This is a genomic window from Verrucomicrobiota bacterium (assembly GCA_039192515.1).
Classification (GTDB): domain Bacteria; phylum Verrucomicrobiota; class Verrucomicrobiia; order Methylacidiphilales; family JBCCWR01; genus JBCCWR01.
Window position 1 is genome coordinate 1 of sequence record JBCCXA010000047.1, and the last position, 18,843, is coordinate 18,843.

Sequence of the window (18,843 nt, forward strand, 5' to 3'; positions counted from 1 at the left end):
CCGTGCTCTGGTTTAATCCTAAAATGCATATGCATTAACTTATAAACAGTGAAACACCTGATCCACTTATGCGGTGACTAGGGGCGGTCATAGAAGGACTTCTCTATGGGAATTCAGGTTGGAGAACCCTTTCTATGAAAATCTGGTTTTTACCCGCATGATACTAGATAGACTTAAAGATTTGCTTAGGATGTTGCTACGAAAGAAAAATAGAGACACCTCGTCATAGCACGTTAGGATATATCCTCGCCGACTTTCTTATCTCTATGACTCAAGCTTAAGCGTTGATGCATCTCTTTCAACTTCTATGAAATCATAGGAGTTGAAAGCTATCTAGCCATGATGGTGTGAATGGCTTAAATGATTTTTAAAGAATGACTCCTGGCATCTACACCCCTCTTACTTGTCGCAATATTCTGCAGTTTTTTGAACAACTTTTGTTTTTTGACGTAGTTCTCTTTGTAAAGCCATGCGGTTAGGGCATTGAGCTTCTGAGCTATCAGAGTTTTCGCTTGCTTCTTCCAACTCTACGTCCGATTCATGAAGAGACTCCTCATTGGCTATTTCTTCTTTGTTTTGCTTATCACGATTTTTGAATTTCTTCTCAACAACGCGCGTAATTTGACGTAGCTTTTTCTGTAGAGACGTGCGGCTTTCTGGCTCTGCAGTGCCGAACGCTTCTTCAAAGCCATCCATGTCATCCGTATCTAGATCGTTAATGATGTCATCATTTTCCATCTCAGCATCATTCTCTTGATATGACAGGTGTGTCATAACCTCACCAATTTCAATGACATCGTTTAATGCTACCGCATATTTATTGATGCTTACTCCATTAATGAGAGTGCCATTAAACGAGTCTAGGTCTTCTAGAAAAACGGTATTATCTTTGATCATGAAATGGCAATGTCTTGTGGAGACAGTCGAGTCAGGTAGCCTAATGTGACAACCTGGAGCTCTGCCTACCGTTGTTTTTCCTGGCAACAATACATATTTTTTTCCCTCTAGTCCGCCTTTGTCCACATGAACATAGACCTTGCCCTTGCTTAGATCTATTTGTTGTTTGTTCGGTAATTGCAAGCGAGCTGTTTTTGTTTGCTGACTCCTTTTTATAGTTAGTTCATCTACGGAGTCTAATACACTGTCTATGGAAATTTTCATGGACTTATCTTGGGGTAAGTCACATGACTCCCAACACCACTCGGGTGACTTGAGAGATAAGATCCGCAATAGTGAGTGAAAACCTGTTTCACTTGCTCCATAGTTGTTTGCAGCATGGCAGTGTCTGACATAGCCGTTTTTTATATAGATAACACCGTTGTAGTGTCCTTCAAAGACGAAGAGGATTCCTTCTTCGCCCGACTTTCTTCCCAGCCTCTGTAATTCCCCAAGTACATGATTTTGTTTGTTCATCGTTATCATGTATCGTTAGTGAATTTATAAATATTATGTAAAATTTTGATATTTATCGTTTCACCTTAAAATATATTTTTATTATCAAAAATCTGAAGAATAGTGGCACTTACTGTTTTCTTGGGAAGTTCCATGGTTATACAAGAAATAGCATGTTCAAGTGCTTATAAAAAGTATCTTAAGGATAGTGAGTGTGTATTTTGATTGGTAATAACAAAGTTGGGTATAGATAAGTTCTTCAGTATATCTTTAGATAAGTTAAGGATAATCTTACGTGGAGTACATTCAGTTTATAACCCTTAGGTTGACGATGCCTAAGATTACATCAACTAGGTAAAAGCAACCGCAAATAATGGCTACTTCATGCTCAGAATGTGCGTAGAAGATTTTCTAAGAGCGAAACTTAGTAGTAGTCTCTAGTACGAGATACACCTACCAGAGCACAAGTTATTCTTAATAAGATTAGGCTAGATATTATGGGAAGCATTAAGGTGACTATTCATAATCCAAGGGTTTGTTTTTACTAAGCTTATCTGAGGGGATCATTTTAGAGGAGCAGAACGACTCTTTATATAGCCTCATAGTGCACCAATATTTTTAACGATACTTCATGTGTCAACTCATCGTGTCTGTCTAAAAATATTTCGAACTGGCTTTTATATCTTCTGGTGGAACTGGTTTTCATGAAGCGGCTGCTTTTGCATGCATAAGAAAAAATAGATTTGATGTTAAGGAAATAGCTCTAGGATAATGATCCATGGGAAAGTCTTTTTACATTACAACGGCTATCGATTATGTGAATGGTAGGCCGCATCTAGGGCACGCTTATGAGAAAGTCTTAACAGATGTGCTCGCACGTTTTCAAAGACAAATGGGCAGGGATACTTATTTTCTTACTGGAACTGATGAGCATGGTCAAAAAGTTCAACAAACTGCTGAAAAAGAGGGGCGAAGCCCTCAAGAATTTTGTGATGAGATGTCAGGCCACTTCAGGAGTTTGTATCAAAAGCTAGACATTTCTTTTGATGATTTCATTCGAACTACCGAAGAGCGCCATAAGATTGTGGTTCGAGATATTATTTCTCGGCTGCATGAGAAAGGAGAAATCTATTCTGCTGAGTATGAGGGATATTACTCCACACGCCAGGAGCAATTTTTGCAGGAGAAAGATCGCGATGAGAAAGGAGAGTTTCCTGAGATTTTTGGAGAAGTGATTAAATTGAAAGAAACCAATTACTTTTTTAAACTCAGTAAATATCAAGATTGGCTAAAGGAGTTTATAGAGAAGAATCCTGATTGGATTTTTCCTAAATTTCGTGCGAAGGAAGTTTTGGGTGCATTGGAAAAGCCTATACCAGATTTATGTATTTCGCGTCCTAAGTCGCGATTACAATGGGGGATTCCTTTGCCTTTTGATAAAGAACAAGTGACTTACGTCTGGTTTGATGCATTGCTAAACTATATTTCTGTGATCGGCTACAAGCAGGAGGATTTTGATAAATGGTGGCCTGGAATCAATGTTATTGGAAAAGATATTATGGTTCCAGCGCATGCTATCTATTGGCCCATTATGCTCAAAGCATCAGGAATTAAAGTGCCTAAGCATCTGTTAGTTCATGGGTGGTGGACAACTGGTAAAGAAAAGATGAGTAAATCTGTAGGCAATGTGGTGGACCCATTAAGTTTGATAGAGGTCTATGGTGTCGATGCTTTTCGTTATTATGTCATGAGAGAGATGGCAGTAGGGTATGATGCTGATTTTACTCCAGAACAATTCCATCAGCGTTATCAAAGTGACCTAGGTAATGAGGTGGGTAATCTATTGAACCGCACTGTTTCAATGATTAAGAGATATCGTCAGAAATCGATTCCACCACGAGTTAAGGAGTATCGCAGCAAATTGGATGATGATTTGGAATCCAAGATTCTAAATGCGGTCACCTTATTTCGTGAGCATATGGAGGTCTTTCAAGTGCATCTTGCCTTGAGTGAACTTTGGCGCGGTTTCCAAAGAACCAATCAATATGTTGAGGAATGCGCTCCTTGGGCCTTGGCCAAGGCTAAGAATGACCAAGAACAGCAGGGTCGATTAGATTATGCTTTATCCCAAATGGTGAGAGCCCAAGTTCTCTTGCTGACCGAATTGGCAGCAATTTTACCAAAATCCTCAGCTATTGGTTTAAGGCAACTGGGTCAAAAGGATGCCTTGGTGAAAGACTTTGAAAGACCTTTGTGGCCTGAGTCTTTAGAAGGCAAAGAAGTAGGTGATCCTGAACCCCTTTTCCCCAGGATAGAGTTCGAAGATACCGAAGCCAGTTAACGTGAGTCTTCGTCAAAAAGATGAGGCATGGATGCACCATGCAATGAAGTTAGCTAAAAAAGGGCTAGGCAAAACGAGCCCCAATCCTTGTGTGGGCGCTGTTATTGTCCGAGGGCAGCGTGTTTTAGGGCAGGGGTGGCATCGCCAAGCAGGTGGAGCTCATGCAGAGGTATTAGCGGTCCAGGATGCTCTTGATAATGGACACGCAAAGAAACTAAAAAGTTCGAGCTTCTACGTCACTCTGGAGCCTTGCTCAACTCATGGTAAAACACCCCCGTGTGTCGATTTGATTATCAAACATGGATTTAAAAGGGTGGTGATTGCTGCTACAGACCCTAATCCCCAGCATGCAGGTAGAGCGTATCAATTGTTATCTCAACATGGAATTGAAGTGACTCATGGAGTGCTTGAGGAGCAAGCAACATTTCTGAATAGGAGTTTTAATTATTGGATTACGCATCGGCAACCTTGGGTTGTAGTGAAAGTTGCCATGACTTTAGACGGCCATATGACCTTACCTAAAGGAGAAGGTCAATGGATCACAGGTGAAAAAGCTCTCCGAGACGTGCAACGGGAGCGATCTTATAGTGATGCTATCTTAGTGGGGGCAGAAACATTGAGGAAAGATAACCCTCGCTTAACCGTTAGGCGTGGTGAACAAGAATTAAGCCGTCAGCCCTGGAGAGTAGTCATTACTCGGACACATAACTTAGAGAAGAGATTCCGTCGAAAGCATCTCTTTGCGGATCGGTGGAAAGATAAAACTCTGGTTTACCATAATAAAAGATGGAGCAGTGTGATGAAAGATTTAGGGCAACGAGGTGTCAACCGTCTTATGGTAGAAGGAGGTGGGAATGTGATTCAACAGCTTGTGCGTTTACAAAGGATTCATGAAGTCATTTTGTACTATGCTCCAAAAATCGTAGATCCTATTCATCCATCTCAAAAAAGGAATTTAGTCAGAGCGGATTCTCTTAGAAAGCTAAAGCTTAGAAATATGCAACTCACTCACTTAGGTGATGATTTAAAGTTGTGGGGTTTAATTTGAGAAAGTAGGATTTCTCTTGGTTTATAAATAAAACTCGGATAATTCCATCGAGAGGTAAAATATCATCATGCATGACCCAATTTTTTACGGCTCGAAAATCCAAGTATGTAGGAATGAATATAGAGAGAATGTAGACATTAACAGAAAGTACGAGGAATGATTTTAACCCAGACGACGTCATGGAAGTTGAACAAGACGAGTAAAAACCTGAGTTACAAGAAAAGGAAAGTCGAGGAAGATGTGTAAAAAAGGTGGTACCACTAGGAGAGTTTATTCCTGTTGGGGAGGAGATCTTGTGCAGATTTTCAGTTACTTTTGCATCATTCGCATTTATGGGGAAGGGTTAGAGTGATAAGTTTGTAAATGCGAGATCCTTTGGTTTTGGTGAGCAATTAATTTCTTTTACTTCCTAAGCTTATGTCCAAATAATTCGACCCACTCTTCTTAACTAGCCTGGTCTATGAAGGTTGCATCCGCTAGGCTATAGAAGCTTAATTGCTAATCTGCTGCAGTATTCTTTAAGGTGAAAATACGATGAAAGAAGTTAAAAATAGTATAGATGATATAGCACCGAGAAAAACACCTTTATGGTGGTTCTGGCCTATTGTTGTCGCGGTAGTCTTTCTAGATCAGTTGACGAAGAGTTGGGTTCTAAGCCAATTTAGCTATGGCGAAAGCCGAGTGATTATTCCTGGTTTTTTTAATCTCACCTATGTTCGTAACGATGGTATCGCATTTGGTCTCTTTCAGGGTAACAATGTGCTTTTGGGTGTGGTAGTTGTTTGTATTTTGAGTTTAGGCGTTTGGTATAGCAGAAGGTTTCATTGGGAATGGCCTGAAGTGAATGTTGTATTCGGTCTTATTGTGGGTGGGGCAATAGGTAACTTGATCGACCGTGTTCGACTGAGCTACGTCGTTGATTTTTTTGACTTTAACTTGATTATTTACCGCTGGCCTGCTTTTAACATCGCAGATGCCTGTATTTCCACTACTGTGGTGTGGTTATTAATTCGCTTACTGTTTACTAAAGTAGATTTTATTCGAAATCCCTAATTGGCACTATCCAATCTCATCACATTAAAGCCTTTTTGAATTCAATTTAAACATCCATTTTTATTATAACCCGGTTCAACTGTGTATCCAGGAGATTGAAGTATTCATAAATTTTCAGTTGATTGAGCTGCTGGTGCCAGCACGGATCCAAGCATTATGGTGATGTATCCAGACCTCTACTAGAGAAAGGTTTTCAGGGATCAAGACAGACAATGGACAGGTTGGATGAGGCACGGTTGCCTATTCATCAGAATTGTGCATTAAGATTCATTAAATTCGGGTTAGGCACAGCGGACTTAAAGATCTGTGCAAGACCCTTTTTCAAGAAGCATAGAATCTCTTAAAAGTATCAATTATGGAGACCGATTTATAATGAGGTGCAATTTTTCACCTTTTAAGAAAAAAATTACTTAATTCTTGGCTATACCATGCTTAGGCGGTCTTTTAAAAGGAATTTTTTTCATTTCTTTTCTAAACCAAATCTCCCTATGGCCGAAGTCTTAACTAGTTGGGAGGTTCATTACAAGGCATAAAAGTCTTAAGGTGTCCACTAAACAAGCCCACATGAATTGGTAAAAAGAGAGTTATTCTTATGAGTGAAGCAAATCAAACGAGTGTCGGTAAGACGGTGACCATCAAGGGTGAGATCATTGGAAATGAACCTTTGACGGTAGAGGGTAGAGTAGAAGGAAAAATCGATCTAGAGAGCACTATCCATGTAAGGGAATCAGGTTTTGTTAAGGCCGAGATTTCATGCGAAAGCATTACAGTTGCTGGTGGTATTTCTGGAAACATAGCAGCCTCTGACAAGGTAGAAATCCTCAAGGGCGGCTTTATGGTAGGAGATATTAAGGCTCCTCGCGTTGTTATTAATGATGGTGCAAATCTAAAAGGCCAAGTGGAAATGGAAATTGATGAAGATCAAATGGTGGCCAAACAACGTAATAACGGAGCAGTTAGTACAAACAGCTCTCATCATCAGATTGATGACTATTCATCTAGCGATGATCACGAAGTATCCTCCTCCTCTGAAGAGAACGGTTTGGTTCAAACTGGTTCAATCTTCGGACGTAAGTAAATTTAATTTTATTTCTTGGCAATAGTTGTTTTGTGTTGTGTGGGGTCAGTGTAAGCTGATCCCACTTTTTTTGTTCATCAGGTTTTGTCGACCGATGCAAAGGCCTATCATCTATGGATACATCTTCGGCGAAACTCTTTTACTTGCGGCTCAAGTTTTTCAGGTATCTCGTTCAATTTTAATGATGTCACCCGGTTTTAAGGGCTATTCCAATAGGGCAGTGGTCAGAGCCAAGAATTTCAGGAAGAATGAAGGCCTCTTTTAGCTTTGAGCGTAGGGCTTGGGAAACACAGAAGTAGTCTATTCTCCAACCAATATTGCGAGCCCTGGCACCTGCGCGGTAACTCCACCAGGTATAGTGATTTGCTCCTTTTTCAAATTCCCGAAACGTATCGACAAACCCAGCAGCTACTAATTGATCGAAACCATGTCTTTCTTCATCTGTGAAGCCAGCATTGCGTCTATTGGCATCTGGCCTTGCAATATCAATTTCTTTGTGAGCGACATTCAGGTCTCCACAGATAATGACTGGTTTTGATTTTTCTAAATTCTTTAGGAAAGCTAGGAAGGCACGGTCCCAAGTTTGCCGGTAGGACAGCCTTTTGAGTTCATTTTGAGAATTTGGGGTATAAACTGTCGTGAGAAAATAGTCTTTAAACTCGAGGGTAATGACACGACCCTCTTTGTCGTGCTCTTCAATATTTAATCCGTAGGTTACGTTTAAGGGCTCTATTTTTGAAAATATTGCGGTTCCGGAATACCCTTTCCTTTGAGCAGAATTCCACCATTGCTTGTAAGAGGGGTCAAGATCAGACAAGGAAACTTGTGATTGCTCTGCCTTCGTTTCTTGTAAGCAAATGATATCAGGATTCTCGTCCGTTATGAAGAACTCAAAGCCTTTATTCTGACACGCTCGGATCCCGTTAACATTCCAAGAAATAATTTTGAGTGACATGATACTTTATGAACAGGCAATAAGCGCGTGTTTGCTTGATACTGGAAAAATAATGAAGCTACTACTTACTAGTCGGGGAGTTGACAAAATCTTGAACATCTCACCTCCTGGCCTTCTAGATTCTTCACCAATGCTAGACTTTAGCAGGAGCCGCTTGTTCTGTAATCACCGTTGGTGCGGGGGTCGCTGCGGTGGAAGCAGGCGCCACCTTCCAAAACTTATCTTTGTAGTTGGACCAATTGTCTAGGATATCCTTTGCTTTGATACTTTCAGTGGCTTCTAAATGCTCATAGATAAGCCCTTTGAGAACTGTCTCATCTTCTGCTGTCTCAATTCTTTCAATATTAATCATCTCCGGGTTAAAGAGATTTTCAAAGTGGTCTGCTTGATCTAGCACAAAGGCTAGGCCACCCGACATTCCTGCACCAAAATTCTTGCCGGTAGGTCCAAGCACAACGATACAACCGTTAGTCATATATTCGCAGCCATGGTCACCGACGCCTTCTACTACCGAAAAACAGCCACTGTTACGCACTGCGAAACGCTCACCAGCTTGTCCATAAACGAATAATTTTCCACCAGTAGCACCGTAAAGACAGGTGTTACCGCATATGATGTTCTCGGAAGGTTTAAAGTCAGGGTGAGAGTTTTTGGGAGGAAGCAGGACAATGGAGCCGCCATTCATCCCTTTACCAACATAGTCGTTAGCTTCACCAAAGAGTCTGATGCGGACTCCATTTACCAAGAATACCCCTAGACTTTGGCCGGCGCTTCCAGACAGTTCGAGGTCAATCGTGTTCTCAGGCAAGCCCTCGTTACCGTATCGATACGCGATTTCCCCACTCAGCATAGTGCCAACACAGCGGATCGTATTCTTCACTTTATATTTAAGGTGGATAGGCGTTTTAGTCTGTAAGGAACTTTTAGCTTCTTGAAGGATAAGAAGATCGAGGGGTTGATCATCTGGTTTGTCATTACGTTCCCACGTGTGATGACGCGGTGTCATATCATCAATATCGGGAACATAGAGCAAATTGGCTAAGTCTAGAGTATTGGCCTTAGGGTGATCTGGTAGCGAAATTTGTTCAAGCAATTCGGTGTGGCCAATGAGATCGTTAAATTTACGAATGCCTAGTGAGGCCATGATCTCACGAATTTCTTTAGAGACTGCATTGATGTAGCGAACAACCATTTCAGGTGTTCCTTTATACTTGGCTCGATATTTATCATCTTGAGTGGCAACACCTACCGGGCAGTTGTTGAGATGGCACTGACGCACATAAACGCAACCCACTGCAAGCAAGGCGATGGTTCCAAAGTTGAATTCCTCAGCTCCAAGGATTCCTGCAATGACGATGTCACGACCTGTCCTGAGTCCCCCGTCTGTTCGAAGCACCACGCGGGTTCTAAGGCCGTTATTTAGCAAGATTTGCTGCGTTTCGGCGACTCCCATTTCCCAAGGACCGCCGGCAAATTTGATAGAGGAAAGAGGAGAAGCCCCCGTGCCACCGTCATGACCACTTACCATGACGACATCCGCATGGGCTTTAGCAACACCTGCTGCTATGGTGCCTACACCCGCTTCAGCTACCAGCTTAACACATACCTTTGCTCGTGGGTTGACCTGTTTGAGGTCATAAATAAGTTGCGCAAGATCTTCAATAGAATAGATATCATGGTGAGGCGGTGGAGAAATCAACATCACCCCAGGTACACTGTGACGCAGTTTGGCGATCAAAGCCGAAACTTTATGTCCAGGCAACTGGCCTCCTTCACCTGGTTTAGCACCTTGCGCTACCTTGATTTCAATTTCTTGGGCACTGGCAAGGTATTCAGCAGTGACTCCAAATCGTCCAGAGGCAACTTGTTTGATACGGCTATTTTTAGAGTCGCCGTTCGGAAGTGGAGTAAAACGAGCTTTATCTTCGCCACCTTCGCCAGAGTTCGACTTGCCTCCGATGCGATTCATAGCGATAGCCAAGGTTTCATGAGCTTCGGGTGAAAGCGCGCCAAAGGACATTGCTGCTGTGGTAAAGCGCGAGCGAATATCTTCAATACTTTCTACATCATCCAAAGAGATGGGATCCTGGGGTTTAAATCTTAGGAGATCGCGTACGGCAATGGGGGTATGTTCATTAGCTGCCTTCGTAAATGACGCGTAATCTTCATCTTTTTCAGCTTTATCTTCACCCTTGATACCCACGAATCGATGAAGTGGTTGTAAGAGGGCAGGCGTAACGGCATGAGCTTCACCGTCACGGCGGAACTTATAATAACCGGCATGGGGTCGTTTGGTGGCAGCAGCATTCTCGCGACCACCTTTATGCGAACGGATGGTTTCAGCAGCAATTTCACGAATACCAACTCCACTGATAAAGGAGGGTGTACCCGTAAAGAATTTTTCAATGACTTCTTTGTGTATGCCAATGGCCTCAAAAACCTGTCCACCATGGTAACTGGAGAGTTTGGAGATCCCCATTTTAGACATGATTTTAAGGAGACCCTTGTTAATAGCATTTCTGTAGTTATTAATTATTTCTTGCTCATCACATTCTTCAAGTCCCTTGCCTGATGTTTTGACTTGGTGTGCGAGATCCCACACGATATATGGATTGATGGCTGCAGCGCCGTAGCCGATGAGGCATGCGTATTGGTGGACATCGCGGGCATCCGCTGTCTCACATAGGATACTGGCTTCTCTACGTTTGCCCACCCGGATAAGGTGGTGGTGTAATCCTCCAACAGCTAGTAGCATAGGAATGGCCGCGTGGCTTTCGTCGGTGCCTTTGTCTGAAAGAATTAATAAAGATTTGCCATGAGTGATAGCCTTTTCCGCAAGTTCACATATCTCAGTGATTTTTGCTTCTAATGAACCTGAAGAATGATCTGCTCCTATTTCATAGACACAGGAGATTATTTCAGCTTGCAAATAGTCCTCTGGTAGAGCTTTGATCTTGTCCATTTCCTCATTGGTGAGGACAGGTGAATACAGCCTTAATTGTTTGGTATGATTTTCTTCCTCTTTGAGCCAATGGCCTTTACAACCACAGAATGACATAACATCCATCACCGCTTTTTCCCGGATAGGATCAATAGCAGGGTTTGTGACCTGCGCAAAAATTTGTCTGAAGTAGTGATAGAGGGGTCTAGGGCGTTCTGAGAGTGCGGCGATAGGGGTGTCATCACCCATAGAACCAACGGGCTCCTGGCCCTTGGTAAACATGGGTTTTAGCACGAGATCCAATTCTTCATCGGTATGTCCAAAAGCAAAGGCTTCAGCAATGATTTCAGCCTCTTCTTTTTGTTGAGGTTTGAGAGCTTGTTTATTCAATGCTTCTTCACTGAAGTAGTGAGATAGTTCTCTCACATTTTTGTCCAGCCATTCACCGTAAGGCGTTTCAGAAGCGAGAAGCTTTTTAATATCGTTGTTATAAAGTAGCTTGCCTTCTTTCGTGTCGACGGCAATCATTTCCCCAGGAGCAAGTCGGCCTTTTTCAATAATGATTTCGTTTGGCATTTCTCCAACACCCACTTCTGAACCCAGAAGAAACATACCGTCTTGAGTGATTTTGTAGCGAGCTGGACGCAGCCCATTGCGGTCCAGTGTTGCAGCAACATAGCGGCCATCTGTTACTGCTAAGGCTGCGGGTCCGTCCCAAGGCTCTGAGAAGAGTTCATGATATTCGTAAAAAGAGCGAACGTCGGAGTCGATGCAGTGTTCGGAGCGAAAAGCCGACGGAACCATCATCATCATCGCATGTAAAAGCGGGCGACCCGAAGCCAGAAGTAATTCCATGGTGTGATCCAGGCTAGCTGAATCACTAGTATTTTGGTTGGTAACTGGGATGAGAAGATCGGCTTCTTCTCCCCAGATGCTGTCCTTTAAACGAGATTCACGAGCTCGTACCCAATTGCGGTTGCCGCGAATCGTATTGATTTCACCATTGTGAGCAAGGATACGGAAAGGTTGTGCTAGTCCCCAGGTAGGGAACGTGTTGGTACTAAAGCGTTGATGATAGACGGCTATTGCTGTTTCATAGTCAGGGTTATGAAGATCCTCAAAAAAGCGTTCTAGCTGTGTGGCGGTGAACATGCCTTTGTAGCTGATCAATTTGCTGGAAAGAGAGCATATATAGAAATTCTCAATATGATCAGCTGTGGAGCGCTGCTCTATTTCACGGCGGGCAATGTAGAGATTGCGCTCAAAATCTTCATCTGTCATGTTCAAGCCCTCAGGGCGAAGAATAATGACTTGTTCGATAAGTGGTGCCGTTGAGGCAGCGGTATCACCCATAACTTTAGGTTTTACCGGGACAGAGCGCCATCCAATAGGTACGAGACCTCTCTTTTTAACAATTTCATCTGTAATCTTGCGACAATGAGCCTGCTCATATTCCCCTTCACCAGGTAGAAATATCATACCAACGGCCAAATCATTGTCATTGTATAGTTTGTGCCCCATCTTCTCAATAATAGGCCTAAAGATCTTGGTCGGAATTTGCGTAAGAACGCCTGCACCGTCGCCCGATTTGGCGTCAGCATCTACTGCTCCACGGTGTACCAGATTGCATACGCAACCCAGAGCCTTTTTTATAATCGCATTAGTCTTTTCACCGTGTATGTTAGCGACTAGTCCGACGCCACAGTTATCGTGTTCATGAGAAGGGTCGTACATGCCCTTCGCATCGGGATACTTGTTTATATCATAGCTCTTTTGCATTGGTTAAGTGAATTTAGGTGAATGTCAACGGGAATCAAGTGATTTGTCAGAACTTTATAAGCCTTTATCATCAGATTATCTGGATAGAGACTGCCATGTATAAGCAGGCTACATTATAGGAACGTCATGCTATAAGTTTTGCTTGATATGAAAATGAACATCACAACGGGTATGCGTTTAGATCAGGAGCTGGTAGTCAGAGGCTTGGTGGAAAGTCGTGCTAAAGCCCGGCGCTCCATTGAGTCGAAAAAAGTAGTGGTCAATGGCCAGGTAGAGGCCAAACCTGCTCGTTTAGTACATGAAATAGATGAGATTGAAATCACCGAGCAGGATAAATTTGTCAGCAGATCTGGGGAAAAATTGGATGGAGTTTTGAGGGCCTATCCATTGGAGATTCGGGGAAAAATTTGCTTGGATGTAGGAGCTTCAACCGGAGGATTTACCGATTGCCTGCTTCAGCGTGGAGCTAAAAAAATCTATGCGATAGACGTAGGTCATGGACAGTTGAATGGTAAGCTGGCAAATGATGAGCGAGTTATTTCTATGGAAGGCATTAATGCAAGATATCTAGAGATTGAGACTTTCTCGGATGCATTTGAGGTAATAGCTATCGATGTATCATTTATTTCCTTAAAACTCATATTGCCTGCTGTTTTGAACTTAGCTGCTGAAAAGGCAGACCTCATTGCTTTAATCAAACCGCAGTTCGAAGTGGGTAAGGATAAGGTGGGATCAGGAGGGATCGTTCGCGAAGAAACACATCGGATCGCTGCGGTTGAATCCATAAAAGATAATATGAATAGTTTTGCAGGATGGCAGGTTAAAGCTACTATGGAAGCTACGGTTACAGGTTCGGACGGGAATCAGGAATATTTATTATGGGCAAAAAAATAACGGGTGTAGTTTTATTGCTAAATTCTACTAAGAAGGAGGGCAATCAGCTTGCTCAAGAGGTCGCAGAAATTTGCATGGCTCTTGGCGTTGAGCTTACCGTGTTTGAATCATTGGCTAAGGTTAGTTCAGAAGACATCGCCAACGTCCTGGAAGTCTCATGTGGTAAGAATCCTCTTATCATAGTAGGAGGTGGAGATGGTTCTTTGTTGCGTGCTGCTCGAATTTGTTACGGTTTCCGAGCCTGTCTTTTAGGCGTAAATCTAGGCTCTTTAGGTTTCTTGTCATCACTCAGAAAAGAGGAGGTTTGTGAGCACCTAGGAAAGATTCTTAAAGGACACTATAAAATCTCCAAGCGGAATGCCTTGAATGTTGAGCTGTGGAAGAATCAGCAATGTTGCAGTAAGTCCTGGGCCTTAAACGAAGCTGTCATAAGCAGAGGGCAACATTCACATATGATCAAAGTATGCGTGGAGATTGATGGTGTTTTAATGACGGAGTATCATTGTGATGGTTTGATCGTGTCTACCGCTACAGGATCCACGGCGTATTCCTTATCAGCGGGTGGGCCGATTGTTAGTCCTAAGGCCAAGGCTATCATCATTACCCCTATTTGTCCTCATGCACTTTCTAATCGTCCTGTGGTGGTGGATGCTAGCGAAAAGGTTAGAATCTACTTGCCAGCTAAGAATCCTGGTATGATTCTTCAAGTAGACGGGTTAGAAATTCAGAAAATGCGCCCAGGAGATGCAGTGCATTTAGGTGTTGCGGAATGTCCCATAGAGCTTCTACAATTATCGGACGCTAGTTTTTATGAAATACTGAGACAGAAGCTGCGCTGGAGCGGAACTAATGTATAGAATGGTTTGTGCATCATTTTAATCTGAGCTGTATGATCTAATATTAGTTGAACGGGATGCGTAATAGTTCGGGGAACAAGGAAAGGAGATTCGACAAAGATGTATTCGATCACATTGTCTGAGCGTAGCTCAAGTAGCCATACGAAAGTGAGAAGATCAAGCACGCGGAGAGTCGATCCGGATGGAGTTAGAACAAGTATCTCGATAGGTGGTGCTCACAAGAGATTCTATCGCATTTATCTGGGTTTAATTTAAAATGGGTTAAGAACTACATATTATTTTATGGCGATATCAATTTCTCAAGTTTTAGACCCTAGGCACATCAGCTTAGGGCTCAAGGAAGATCATTCACGAGATGCCATACCTATGGTAGCAGAATTATTGCTAGACCATCCGGCTATGAAGGATGTCGACGGCTTCTCAGACAGCCTGCTAGCCCGAGAGGAAATTGAGTCGACGTATATGGGACATGGGATTGCTTTACCTCATGCTCGAACTAATTTGGTTGATGATCTTGTTATGTCGGTGGGGCGTTGTGATAAGGGAGTTCATTTTGAAAGTGCACCAGATAAAGTGAAGCTGATTTTTGTGATTGGAACTCCTGTCCAATTAGTCCAAGAGTATTTGGCTGCAGTGGGTTGTCTGGCTCGTATTATCAAGGAGGAGCAAAACAGAAACAAACTCTTTAACGCAGAGACACCAGAGTGTTTTGTTAAAGTGATCCGAGAGATAGAAAATAATTTATAAAGGAAAAAGAATGAGATGGTTACACTAAAAGATATCGCCACTAACCTGAATCTCTCTGTCATGGCAGTTTCGAAAGCCTTGAGGGATGCACCTGATATCAGTGAAAGCACTAAAGCACGTGTGGTCTCAGAGGCAAACAAGCTTGGTTATATGCCCAACCGCTCAGCCAGGAGTTTGCGAGCAGGTTTTTCACAAATGATAGGGTGTATTTTACCTAGCCTCAATCATACTCAATGTGCCGAGATTCTCAAAGGACTTGAGGAAGAGTCAGCCGCTTTTGATTATGATCTCTTGATCTCTTCTTCGGATAACAGTGTGGAAACAGAAGTTCAAGCCTTTCGCCGTATGATGCAGCATAAAATTGATGCGTTATTTATTTTTCCTGCTGCCAGAGTTCAGCATCGTTCTTTTATCCAAGAGGAAGCTATTCGCTTGGGAGTGCCTACTGTTTTTATGGCACAAGTGCCGGCATCAGTTAAGATGCAACCAAATTTTGGCTGGGTAGTTTCGGACAACTACAAAGCAGGACAACTCGCCACTGATTATCTCATCAACAAAGGACATCAGGAGATTCTTTATTTAGCTGGGCCATTAGGTTCGAGTTCTGCTGCAGAGCATTTTTCGGGTTACAAAAAGTCTTTGGCAGATGCCGGCTTAGAGTTTACTGACGAAAGAGTCTTTCTGGCAGGTATAGATATGAAGGCAGGACAAGAAGCTATGGCCAGAGCGATTGATGAGGCTGCTCAGTTTACAGCTGTCGTCAGCCTATTAGATTCGGTGGCTATTGGAGCTATGAGTTTCTTAAGAAAACAAGGAGTTGGTATTCCCGAAGATGTTTCTTTTGTAGGTTTTGGTGATTCCCTTGAAGCTGAGTATTTAGCAACTCCTTTAACAACGGTGAGGACTTCTAAAAGAGAAATTGGCAAATCTTCATTTAGAATGTGGTATCAAAATCGAGCTCACCATGATGCTAAGCTATCTCCTATTAGTTTAGGAGAGCGGGTTCTACCCGTCGAACTTGTAGAGCGAGAGAGTGTGCTTGTATATAACCGGGAGCTTGAAGTAGCCGCACTTTAATCCAAGGCCGGTTCTTCTTGAGGAAAAGCAGGGTGTTCATACTAGCTGAATGCAGCAATTGAAATGATGACGGTGCCCGAGAGAATCCTTTCTTGCTCTCTCTCGATTACCTTTCGGCCAAGATCTTGCACAGATCTTTAGACGGCTATGGCATCATTTGGACTTAAAGAAGCACGAAGCTAAAATGACTGAAGGTCAGGCTGAAAAAATAGAGTTGCGTAGCCAAGATGGTGTCACTTATTCCGTCTTGGATAGCTACTTAGATCAATATTCTTGGTCGCTGTTTGCTGAGTTTGACCACAGGAGGAAGAAGTTCTATCCTTTAGATGTGCAGGCCAAAGTTCGCAAAACAGTTACACTGAGCAAAGAGGTAATCTCTGCTGCTGAGCAAAGAGGTCTACGACTCTCCGAATATGTTCAGGAACTTCATGTGCTTCAACGCTCGACTAGAGTGGCTTATGCAGCAACCATCTTCCGTAGTTTTGCGCTCCTTGAAATGGCTCGAGTTCCTGTTGAACCTGCTTATACGGAACTTGTTCATGGAGTGATGGGCTCTGAGGATGGGGAAGCTTTCCAAAAAATCATTGCTAGTGGAATTGATGATGCCCTGATCATCGCCTCTGCAAAACTGCTTGGAGCGGATATTCGAGCATCTGCAGTAGAAGCGGTTTTACAATCTGCCAAGCGAGCAAATGTCATGCACGAAGGTTTCCTGGAGGCTAGCCGATTACTAGAATCAACTTTTTATCGATAAAAGGGGTGACCCGTTCACTGGAGAGAAAAAGCACCTAGCAATGAAATATCTCACTATCACAGAATGCGGATGGCTTAAGCTCTTTCAGGTATTTTTTGTAATAAATTGGTTGAGTATGGCTCATGCGGAGTTAAAAGTTGGAGACACCATACCGGATAATTTGACTCTTTTCACCGGTGCGGGGGCTTCATTCCATTTCTCTAAAGTAGCATCTGTTCAACCCACGGTCGTTTATTTCTATAGAGGTTGGTGGTGTCCATACGCGGTTAGACAATTGATAGAATTCAAAAAACTTGAGAAAGATTTTATGCAGCTAGGCTGGCAACTCATAGCCATAAGTCCTGATCAACCAAGCTACTTAACAAGGACCATCAAGAAAACAGGAGTATCCTTCTTGGTTTTATCAGATAGGGGGGGGCGCGCTCAAAAGAGTTTTGGAGTGACTACGGCTGCCAAAGATAAATTGATCGAGGACTTAGCTTCGAATGGCGTTTCCCTTAAAGAGGTGACGGGTATGATGGATATTCAACTACCTAAACACGTTCTTTTTATTTCCGGAGTTGACGGAGAGATTTTGCATAAAGAAGTGCATAGTGATTACGAACAATTGATTTCTGCAGAGCGTGTATTAGACATGATCAAAGTACATCGAGCACGCATCAAAATAAAAGGATATCAGAATTAATGTCTTAACTTAGGACATTATAACCTATGTGTGCATAGACAACTTGATCTATCAGACCTATTCTCCTAGGCAATTCCAGCAGCTTATATCAATTAGCCTTTAAGTTGCATGCATCCTGAATCAAGCAAGTCGATCCATCACTCTTAAATCCTATCAAAGAAGGTATTCGGGGTGACTCATCATCTATTCGATCTGAAGCTTCTTGTTATCACTGGTAATCCTAAGGCCACAAGCTGCGAGGTATCCTGCACTTCAATGCTTTTTTAGGTTTTTTCGCCCTAAGCATATAAAAAGACTAATAGAAATGTTATGGCATTGAAATGTTGGTAGGTTTTAAACCAGGAGGAATGCTTAAAAATTAGGCAGGCTCTACGCCACCTATTGTCGGGACTTTACCCAGACCTTCAGGTTTCTAACACTTATTTCTAGGTAAAATGAAAAAAACTACATGAGTAAGGGATGGGGTGTCCTGTGGTCTGTCATAATCCAACTATGAGTGATTTGCCCTCCTTTGACTGCACTGCATTAGCCACTCTTGCGAGCACACCCTTTGTCACTACTCCGACTCTCCCCATGTCATCAACTGAGTGTTCCATTTTTGTGATCCTTCCGACTATTCTTTTGGCATCATCGATGGACTCAATATCTGTACCTTCGTTATCCCTTCAACGGCACCTCATTTGTCACCCTTCGACTACCCTCACGTCACCCTTCGACTACCCCCACGTCACCCTTCGACTACCCCCCCCCCACGTCACCCTTCGACTACCCCCCCCCACGTCACCCTCCGACTTGATCGGAGGGTCCAGGGGAAATAAGCGATGCACGCAGGATGCATCTTCTCGTCCAAGCATGGTTCTTGGCACAAGACTTTCTAAATTTGATCCCCTGACACCGGCCCCGATCTAAGCGGTATGGTGCTCCGCACAAATCGTTTTCGCTTTGATCCCCTGACACCGACCCCGATCTAAGCGGTATGGTGCTCCGCACAAATCGTTTTCGCTTTCCCGGTCAAGCCGTAGGATGGCGGGGAAAGGAACCTTGGGGTGGCACAAGGGAGCCAGAGAATTTTTCACGGAATTGATGGTCGGTGTCCTCTTCTGTTGTAAATTATTTAATCATGAAACGAGATATAACGGGTGATTTTTGAATCATTTCGTTCTTAACGTACAAATGAATGACATGCCTTGTTTCCGTTATCTATCTCTTAAGTTTATCCTATTCTCGCCTTTCAACTGTTTA

General features: G+C 42.9%; 13 protein-coding genes. 10 read left to right on the forward strand and 3 right to left on the reverse strand.

The window, feature by feature from the left end; genetic code table 11:
- Positions 1-399 precede the first annotated feature (399 nt).
- Positions 400-1,413, reverse strand: a complete 1,014-nt coding sequence (locus AAGA18_14355) for an FHA domain-containing protein (protein ID MEM9446524.1) — start codon at positions 1,411-1,413, stop codon at positions 400-402.
- Between the two features lie 757 nt (positions 1,414-2,170).
- On the opposite strand from AAGA18_14355, the gene metG reads away from it, so the two are divergent.
- The 4 genes from metG (at position 2,171) to AAGA18_14375 (ending at position 6,912) form a co-directional block, all read left to right on the forward strand.
- Entirely contained in the window at positions 2,171-3,733 is a 1,563-nt protein-coding gene (gene metG, locus AAGA18_14360) for a methionine--tRNA ligase (protein MEM9446525.1), read from the forward strand.
- Position 3,734: 1 nt separating this feature from the next.
- A complete protein-coding gene (gene ribD, locus AAGA18_14365; protein ID MEM9446526.1) occupies positions 3,735-4,781 on the forward strand; it encodes a bifunctional diaminohydroxyphosphoribosylaminopyrimidine deaminase/5-amino-6-(5-phosphoribosylamino)uracil reductase RibD in 1,047 nt (348 codons plus the stop codon).
- 534 nt (positions 4,782-5,315) lie between these two features.
- On the forward strand, positions 5,316-5,834 hold the full coding sequence (gene lspA / locus AAGA18_14370) for a signal peptidase II (GenBank protein ID MEM9446527.1): 519 nt from the start codon (positions 5,316-5,318) through the stop codon (positions 5,832-5,834).
- A gap of 592 nt (positions 5,835-6,426) precedes the next feature.
- A complete protein-coding gene (locus tag AAGA18_14375) occupies positions 6,427-6,912 on the forward strand; it encodes a polymer-forming cytoskeletal protein (GenBank protein ID MEM9446528.1) in 486 nt (161 codons plus the stop codon).
- A gap of 187 nt (positions 6,913-7,099) precedes the next feature.
- Here the strand turns inward: AAGA18_14375 and AAGA18_14380 are convergent, their stop codons facing one another.
- On the reverse strand, positions 7,100-7,867 hold the full coding sequence (locus tag AAGA18_14380; GenBank protein ID MEM9446529.1) for an exodeoxyribonuclease III: 768 nt from the start codon (positions 7,865-7,867) through the stop codon (positions 7,100-7,102).
- A 133-nt stretch (positions 7,868-8,000) separates the two neighbouring features.
- Positions 8,001-12,587 carry a glutamate synthase large subunit gene (gene gltB / locus AAGA18_14385; GenBank protein MEM9446530.1) on the reverse strand — a complete coding sequence of 1,529 codons (4,587 nt, stop codon included), beginning with the start codon at positions 12,585-12,587 and terminating at the stop codon, positions 8,001-8,003.
- A gap of 153 nt (positions 12,588-12,740) precedes the next feature.
- On the opposite strand from gltB, the gene AAGA18_14390 reads away from it, so the two are divergent.
- The 6 genes from AAGA18_14390 to AAGA18_14415 all read left to right on the forward strand — a co-directional run bounded on the left by AAGA18_14390 (position 12,741) and on the right by AAGA18_14415 (position 17,601).
- Positions 12,741-13,481, forward strand: a complete 741-nt coding sequence (locus AAGA18_14390; GenBank protein ID MEM9446531.1) for a TlyA family RNA methyltransferase — start codon at positions 12,741-12,743, stop codon at positions 13,479-13,481.
- Positions 13,466-14,338 (forward strand): NAD(+)/NADH kinase, encoded by an 873-nt coding sequence (locus tag AAGA18_14395; protein ID MEM9446532.1) that lies wholly within the window; start codon positions 13,466-13,468, stop codon positions 14,336-14,338. Before AAGA18_14390 ends, AAGA18_14395 begins: the two co-directional genes overlap by 16 nt.
- Before the next feature lie 282 nt (positions 14,339-14,620).
- A complete protein-coding gene (locus AAGA18_14400; GenBank protein ID MEM9446533.1) occupies positions 14,621-15,085 on the forward strand; it encodes a PTS sugar transporter subunit IIA in 465 nt (154 codons plus the stop codon).
- 15 nt (positions 15,086-15,100) lie between these two features.
- Positions 15,101-16,162, forward strand: a complete 1,062-nt coding sequence (locus AAGA18_14405) for a LacI family DNA-binding transcriptional regulator (protein ID MEM9446534.1) — start codon at positions 15,101-15,103, stop codon at positions 16,160-16,162.
- A 184-nt stretch (positions 16,163-16,346) separates the two neighbouring features.
- A complete protein-coding gene (locus tag AAGA18_14410) occupies positions 16,347-16,916 on the forward strand; it encodes a hypothetical protein (protein MEM9446535.1) in 570 nt (189 codons plus the stop codon).
- Between the two features lie 40 nt (positions 16,917-16,956).
- Positions 16,957-17,601, forward strand: a complete 645-nt coding sequence (locus AAGA18_14415; GenBank protein ID MEM9446536.1) for a redoxin domain-containing protein — start codon at positions 16,957-16,959, stop codon at positions 17,599-17,601.
- Positions 17,602-18,843: the final 1,242 nt, after the last annotated feature.

Excerpts from the sequence above, each read along its gene's own strand:
- AAGA18_14380 (MEM9446529.1), bottom strand. The coding sequence starts at position 7,867 with ATGTCACTCAAAATTATTTCTTGGAATGTTAACGGGATCCGAGCGTGT.
- AAGA18_14355 (MEM9446524.1), bottom strand. The coding sequence starts at position 1,413 with ATGAACAAACAAAATCATGTACTTGGGGAATTACAGAGGCTGGGAAGA.
- gltB (MEM9446530.1), bottom strand. The coding sequence starts at position 12,587 with ATGCAAAAGAGCTATGATATAAACAAGTATCCCGATGCGAAGGGCATG.
- AAGA18_14410 (MEM9446535.1), top strand. The coding sequence starts at position 16,347 with ATGACTGAAGGTCAGGCTGAAAAAATAGAGTTGCGTAGCCAAGATGGT.
- AAGA18_14375 (MEM9446528.1), top strand. The coding sequence starts at position 6,427 with ATGAGTGAAGCAAATCAAACGAGTGTCGGTAAGACGGTGACCATCAAG.
- AAGA18_14405 (MEM9446534.1), top strand. The coding sequence starts at position 15,101 with ATGGTTACACTAAAAGATATCGCCACTAACCTGAATCTCTCTGTCATG.
- lspA (MEM9446527.1), top strand. The coding sequence starts at position 5,316 with ATGAAAGAAGTTAAAAATAGTATAGATGATATAGCACCGAGAAAAACA.
- AAGA18_14390 (MEM9446531.1), top strand. The coding sequence starts at position 12,741 with ATGAACATCACAACGGGTATGCGTTTAGATCAGGAGCTGGTAGTCAGA.
- AAGA18_14400 (MEM9446533.1), top strand. The coding sequence starts at position 14,621 with ATGGCGATATCAATTTCTCAAGTTTTAGACCCTAGGCACATCAGCTTA.
- AAGA18_14415 (MEM9446536.1), top strand. The coding sequence starts at position 16,957 with ATGAAATATCTCACTATCACAGAATGCGGATGGCTTAAGCTCTTTCAG.
- metG (MEM9446525.1), top strand. The coding sequence starts at position 2,171 with ATGGGAAAGTCTTTTTACATTACAACGGCTATCGATTATGTGAATGGT.
- AAGA18_14395 (MEM9446532.1), top strand. The coding sequence starts at position 13,466 with ATGGGCAAAAAAATAACGGGTGTAGTTTTATTGCTAAATTCTACTAAG.